At 61.3% G+C, this 2985-nt stretch carries 2 protein-coding genes; both read right to left on the bottom strand.

Features of this window, described 5'->3' with window-relative positions:
* Window positions 1–288 precede the first annotated feature (288 nt).
* A complete protein-coding gene (gene kdpC / locus VN887_11825) occupies window positions 289–870 on the bottom strand; it encodes a potassium-transporting ATPase subunit KdpC (GenBank protein ID HXT40692.1) in 582 nt (193 codons plus the stop codon).
* Between the two features lie 13 nt (window positions 871–883).
* On the bottom strand, window positions 884–2914 hold the full coding sequence (kdpB, locus tag VN887_11830; protein ID HXT40693.1) for a potassium-transporting ATPase subunit KdpB: 2031 nt from the start codon (window positions 2912–2914) through the stop codon (window positions 884–886).
* Window positions 2915–2985: the final 71 nt, after the last annotated feature.

The following is a 2985-nucleotide window of genomic DNA, read 5'->3' on the forward strand; positions in this document are numbered from 1 at the left end:
TGGCGCACAAGAGGGACTAAAAGGTGGGCCGCGCGGGAACTTGAAAATCGCGCGCCCCGCCGGATCCGCTGATCACGCCAAGGAGCAGTGCACCGCAGTCGCGACGGATGAAGACTCGGGAAGGGGTCGGCGTTGAACTGAGATCAAACGAAACAAGGTTCCGGCAATGGGGATTTGAAAGCAAGCCTATGCTGGACAGTACGCGAGGCCAATGAACGCGGGCATCCGCTCCCTGGAGGAGAGATTTCTCAATCGAAAGGAGGACGTTGGACGTTGCGTAAAGCCGGTTCAACGTTGCGCGAGCGGCTGCGCCCTCCGGTCGAGATCGAGATTCAACTCGAGCACATTGACTCTCGCTTCGCCGAGCATTCCGAAAGTCCGCCCCTGGATGTGCTTTTCTACCGCTGCCCGGACCGTGCTCTCCGGCAAAAGGCGGGCGGTGGCAACCGTATGCACCTGGTAAAGCGCGGCGGCCGGCGAGATGTCGGGATCGAGTCCGGAGGCGGACGTCGTTACAAGCTCGATCGGCACTTCGCGCCCGGGGTTCTGTTTCTGGTACTCCGCAATCGCACCGCGGATGCGATCCACAAGCGCAGCATTCGACTGCGCGAGGTTTGATCCGCCGGAGTTTGCCGCGTCGTATCCATTGCCGGCCGCCGATGGCCTGCCGTGAAAGTATCGTGGGCTGGCGAAGTTCTGGCCAATGAGCGCGGAGCCAATCACGTCGCTGTTGGGCGCAATCAGTTGCCCATTCGCCTTGTTGCGCATGGTCAACTGCGCGATCCCGGTGACCGCAAGCGGGTAGACGATTCCAAGCAGGACCGCCGTCACCAGCGTAAAGCGCAACGCAATCCAGAGGGTGTTTCGCATGCGGAGTCCTTTCCTACACCAGGTGCAGGCCGTTTAAAGCCAAATCGATGAGCTTGATTCCGAGGAAGGGCACGATGATTCCGCCCATTCCGTAGACGATCAGGTTGCGTCGCAGCATGGCCTCCGCAGACATGGGCTCGTAGTGGACGCCGCGCAGGGCCAGCGGAATCAGCGCGATGATGATCAGGGCGTTGAAGATCACGGCCGACAGAATGGCCGACTGCGGCGTGCCGAGATGCATGACGTTGAGCACCTGAAATGCCGGGAATACTCCCAGAAACATGGCCGGAATAATCGCAAAATATTTCGCCACGTCATTGGCGATCGAGAACGTGGTCAGCGCGCCGCGCGTCATCAGAAGCTGTTTGCCGATTTCGACGATTTCAATCAGCTTCGTGGGGTTGGAATCGAGATCCACCATATTGCCGGCCTCTTTCGCCGCCTGTGTCCCGCTGTTCATGGCTACGCCCACGTCGGCCTGCGCCAATGCCGGAGCGTCGTTGGTGCCGTCTCCGGTCATCGCCACCAGCTTGCCTTTCGCCTGTTCTCGCTTGATGAGATCCATCTTGTCTTTCGGCTTTGCCTCGGCGAGGTAGTCGTCGACACCTGCCTCCTGGGCGATCACGGCCGCGGTCAGCGGATTGTCGCCCGTGATCATGATGCTGCGAATGCCCATGATCCGCAGTTGTGCCAGGCGCTCCTTCAGCCCGCCTTTTACCACGTCCTTCAGATACACCACTCCGAGAGCGACTTCGTTCTCGGCCACAACCAACGGAGTTCCGCCCAGACGCGCGATCTCTTTTACTTGATCTGCAACAGCGCGGGGCAGCACGGATCCGCGTGATTCCACCCATCGCGTAATTGCGTCGGCCGACCCTTTGCGGATCTGTGAACCGGGCATGTCGACCCCCGACATGCGCGTCAGCGCTGTGAACGGGACAAACTCCGCGCGGATGCTTTCGAGATCGCGCCCGCGCAGATTGTATTGCTGCTTGGCAAGCACCACGATGGAGCGGCCCTCCGGCGTTTCGTCTGCAACCGACGCCAGTTGCGCCGCGTCGGCGAGGCGCTCAGCGGTGATGCCGGGAGCCGGGAAAAACTCGGTGGCCTGACGGTTGCCGAACGTCACTGTACCGGTCTTGTCCAGCAACAGGGTGCTCACATCCCCGGCGGCTTCAACGGCGCGGCCTGACATGGCAAGTACGTTGTACCGCACCAGGCGGTCCATGCCGGCAATGCCGATTGCCGAGAGCAGCCCACCGATGGTTGTGGGAATCAGGCACACCAGCAGCGATACCAGAACGAACAGCGTCTGCGGCGCGTGCGAGTAGATGGCGAACGGCTGCAGCGTCACCACGGCAAGCAGGAACACAATGGTGAGGCCCGACAAAAGAATGCTGAGCGCGATTTCATTGGGCGTTCTCTGCCGCGTGGCGCCTTCCACCAGGGCGATCATGTGGTCGAGAAATGTTTCGCCGGGATTGGAGGTGATCCGGATCTTCAGCGAATCCGACAGCACCCGCGTGCCGCCTGTCACCGACGACCGATCGCCGCCGGCCTCGCGGATCACCGGCGCGGACTCACCCGTGATGGCGGATTCGTCCACCGATGCCACACCTTCAATGACCTCGCCGTCGCCCGGTATAAACTGGCCGGCCTCCACGCGAATCACATCGCCGGCGCGAAGATGCGCGCTCGAAACCGCCTCCACGCTGCCACCCGGGCGCAAGCGGTAGGCCATTGTCTCGCCCTTCGACTTGCGCAGAGTGTCGGCTTGCGCTTTGCCGCGCCCTTCGGCAACTGCCTCCGCGAAGTTGGCGAACAGCACCGTAAACCACAACCAGATGGTGATCTGAAGGTCGAAGCTCACAGGCCGATGATGAACTGCCTCGCTCACCAGCAGACACGTGGTCAGCACGCATCCCACTTCCACAACGAACATGACGGGGTTTTTCGCCATGGTTCGCGGATCCAACTTGCGGAACGAGCCCACTACGGCCGAGCGCAGAATCTGCGGAGTCCACAGGCTCTGGGTATGCGCCATTGCTTCTCCTCCTCAGGAAAACAGGGCTCCATGCTGCAGCAGCAAGTGCTCCAGCACCGGGCCAAGGCTTA

Origin of the sequence: Candidatus Angelobacter sp. (assembly GCA_035607015.1) — a bacterium.
In the GTDB taxonomy this organism is placed as follows: Bacteria; Verrucomicrobiota; Verrucomicrobiia; order Limisphaerales; family AV2; genus AV2.

Coding starts and splice junctions, on each gene's coding strand:
- kdpC (HXT40692.1), bottom strand. CDS start 870: ATGCGAAACACCCTCTGGATTGCGTTGCGCTTTACGCTGGTGACGGCG.
- kdpB (HXT40693.1), bottom strand. CDS start 2,914: ATGGCGCATACCCAGAGCCTGTGGACTCCGCAGATTCTGCGCTCGGCC.